This window comes from Microcystis sp. M53603_WE2, assembly GCF_030065435.1.
This window is the reverse complement of the sequence record NZ_JASJFF010000590.1, coordinates 1-3,339: the sequence shown is the minus strand read 5'-3', so window position 1 is coordinate 3,339 and position 3,339 is coordinate 1. Positions and strand designations below refer to the sequence as shown.

3 protein-coding genes are annotated in these 3,339 nt (G+C 44.9%); all 3 read left to right on the top strand.

Features of this window, described 5'->3' with window-relative positions:
• Window positions 1-58 precede the first annotated feature (58 nt).
• Window positions 59-2,407 carry an HD family phosphohydrolase gene (locus PX481_RS12455; RefSeq protein ID WP_288094670.1) on the top strand — a complete coding sequence of 783 codons (2,349 nt, stop codon included), beginning with the start codon at window positions 59-61 and terminating at the stop codon, window positions 2,405-2,407.
• Entirely contained in the window at window positions 2,404-2,871 is a 468-nt protein-coding gene (locus tag PX481_RS12450; RefSeq protein ID WP_002762642.1) for a DUF29 domain-containing protein, read from the top strand. The genes PX481_RS12455 and PX481_RS12450 overlap by 4 nt, the downstream gene beginning before the upstream one ends.
• 38 nt (window positions 2,872-2,909) lie before the next feature.
• On the top strand, window positions 2,910-3,339 hold a 430-nt coding region (locus PX481_RS12445; RefSeq protein ID WP_288094669.1), incomplete at its 3' end, for a Uma2 family endonuclease.

Genomic DNA, 3,339 nt, shown 5'->3' with positions numbered 1-3,339 from the left:
TTGCTGGTATTTTTCCTCTGGGCATGGTGGCGCAGTTTATAGAATTTAGCTGGAATTTATGAATCATTTTCTGCATTCTTTCACTGTTTTTCCTGATTCTGCCCGAAAATCTCGCTCTTTCTCCCTAGGTAAACTTCGCAGACCCTTAATCTTCCTGTTTACCGTCGGTTGTCTGACTAGCGTAGTCGGTTATCGTTTCTATAATCAGCCGAAATTGGCCGTCGGGACTATTTCTCCAGTCACAATTATCGCCCCCGAAGATGCCAGTTTTGAAGACCAAGAAACCACCGCCCTCAAACGCCAAAAAATTCGGGCTGGACTGCTTCCCCGGCTGAAAAGAGACCCCCAAATCACTGCCCAGATTGAGCGATCGCTACGGGACACTTTAGGGCAATTAAGTCAAATTAGCCCAATTTTGCCAAAAAATTCGATTTTACTGAGCAGAACTATTGCTAACGCCACACTGGGAACGCTGCTCACCTTTTCTGCCGCTCAATGGTCAACTCTACAAAGCGGCCTCAACCATAAAGAATCTTTTGCAAAACCCTTGACAAAAGAGCAGGAATATGCTATGCAGGAAATCCAAGCCTATGGTCAGCGCGTGACGAAGGGAAACTTTGAGCAATTTATCGATCGATTGGAGCAGTTACGGCAAATACAGGAGCAAACCAGCCAAAATTATCGGCATTCCAGCTTAAATAAACTCAAATATGCCGATCTGATCACAGCGGCCCAAATGGGCGATCGAGAGTGGCAAAACCTAGAAAAAGCCGTCCTGCAAGCGGGGCGCCGGATTTTGGTACAAGGCATTCCCCCCGGGATTTCCACCAGTCACCTACAGGATACCATCGCCGTGCAGATTAGCAGCGATCGCCTAACCCGTCGTCAGCAGTCTTTAGCCGAAAATATCCTTCTGGCGGCCCTAGAGGGACAAACGAACCTGATAGAAGATCGAGAGGCAACCAAAGAACAAGCCACTAAAGCAGTGGAAGCGGTAGATATGGTCATGTCTAACGCTCAAACCGGTCAAATTATCGTTAAAGCAGGCGAAAAAATTACTCAAGCTCAGTTTGTTCTCATCGATGGTTTTGGTTTAAGCGAACGGGGCATTAACTGGATGGGTTTAGGGTCAACGGCAATCCTTGTCACCAGCGCGATCGGGACTTTTTGCCTCGTTGCCCAACGTCTCCATCGGCCTCTGCGTCACCGGGATTTTATTCTCTTGGGTTTGCTAAGTTTTACCACACCGATCCTAGCGATCGCCCATATTCCCTTTACCAATCTGGCAGCCGTGGGTTTATTAGTCAGCAGTTTCTATGGCCCGACTCTGGCCGTCACCCAAGTCCTCTTAACTGCCGGTCTTTCCCTATTCAGCATCCAAGGCATCAGCGCCGATTTAATCGCCGGGACGATGGGGGGACTATTAGCGGCGATGATAGCGGCAAAATTGCGCTCCCGGGATGAATTATCGCTGCTAGGGATGGGAATCGGAGTCAGCCAAGGGGGTGTTTATCTGCTCACTTACCTAATCGTTAGCGCCACGGCCAGCACGATCATCTATACTCTACTACCCACGGCGCTCGTCTATGGTCTATCGGGAATAGCTTGGACGGTAATCGCCCTAGGATTATCCCCCTATTTGGAACGCTGTTTCGATGTGGTCACTCCCATTCGTCTGGTGGAGTTGTCCAATCCTAATTGTAGTTTGCTCAAACGTTTGGCCACGGAAGCACCGGGTACTTTTCAACATACCCTTTTTGTCGCCTGTTTAGCTGAAGCGGCCGCCCGAAAACTGCACTGTAATGTGGAATTAATTCGCACGGGGACCCTCTATCACGATATCGGGAAAATGCACGATCCTCTCGGTTTTATTGAAAATCAAATGGGTAGCCCGAATAAACACGATGAAATTAACGATCCCTACGTCAGCGCCGAGATTATTAAAAAGCACGTTAGCGAAGGGTTAGTCATGGCCCGCAGACACGGTTTACCGCGAGTGGTCCGCGATTTTATTCCCGAACACCAAGGCAATCTCTTAATTTCCTATTTTTATCAGCAAGCTTTGCAAAAATCCGCCCAAAATGGTCAAGAATTCGTCGATGAGGCGGCCTTTCGCTACGATGGTCCGATTCCCCAATCGCGAGAAACGGCGATCGTCATGTTAGCCGATAGTAGCGAGGCCGCTTTGCGATCGCTGAAGGAGGCATCCCCAGAACAAGCCATGGATATGATCAAAAAGATTTTTCAGGCCCGATGGCGCGATCAACAATTAGTAGATAGTGGTATTCGTCAGGAGGAATTACCAATTATTGCCGAGGTTTTTGTGCAAGTTTGGCAACAATTCCACCATCAACGCATTGCCTACCCGAAAGCAGTTTTAGAAGTCTCCTCAGCCAAAAAAATATGAAAAAAGATACTTGGCTAAATCAGTTACAATTTCTCTACGAACAAGATGAACATCTCTGGTTGACTGAAACAATTAAACTTCTCAAGGCTAATCGTCTAGCTGAGTTGGATATTCAACATTTAATCGAGGAGTTGGAGGCTTTGAGCAAACGGGATAAAAATCGAGTTGAGAGTTTTTTAAGACAGATAATTATTCATCTTTTGTTGTGGCAATATTGGCTGGAAGAATTTGAATTACATCATCGGCATTGGCAAGGAGAAATAGCTACTTTTAGAGTTCAGCTAAATGGATACTTAAGCACAAATTTAGAAAAATATCTCCTAGATAACCAAGAAAAAATCTATCAAGATGCCGTTTTTATTGTTGGGCAAAAAACTGAAATATCTCCTCACAATTTTCCTCTAAATTGTCCCTATTCCCTTGAACAAATGCTTGATAGGCATTGGTTGCCAGAGCAAAATTAGTTAAATCCCACAGCTAAAAATCAAGGATAATTACCAAAATGCTCCTAATTACTCTCAACGAAAATACTTTATCTTTATCTCCGGGCAGTCAAGTTATTTTTCCCCATCAGACTTGGGAAGATTACGAAAGATTGCTGAGTTTACGTCTCCAGAAAACCTATCCCAAACTCTATTTTAATCGCAAAACTCAAGAAATTCGGCTTATGTCTCCCTTACCAAGTCATGGCAAACGTATCAATCTTTTAAGTGATTTAGTAAAAATTATCCTTCGTCGTCAAGGCAAAGACTGGGAATGTTTTGATCCGATTACATTGAAAATTCCGGGGGAAGCGGGATTAGAACCAGATACTTGTTTTTATATTGATAATAGACAGGCAATTTTAGGCAAAGAGAGAATTGATTTAACTGTTGATCCTCCTCCCGATTTAGCTATAGAAGTGGATTTTACTTCCCTGACTGATGTAGCAG

What these genes read in the sequence shown, in the direction of transcription:
- PX481_RS12450 (WP_002762642.1), top strand. Translation starts at nt 2,404, where the DNA reads ATGAAAAAAGATACTTGGCTAAATCAGTTACAATTTCTCTACGAACAA.
- PX481_RS12455 (WP_288094670.1), top strand. Translation starts at nt 59, where the DNA reads ATGAATCATTTTCTGCATTCTTTCACTGTTTTTCCTGATTCTGCCCGA.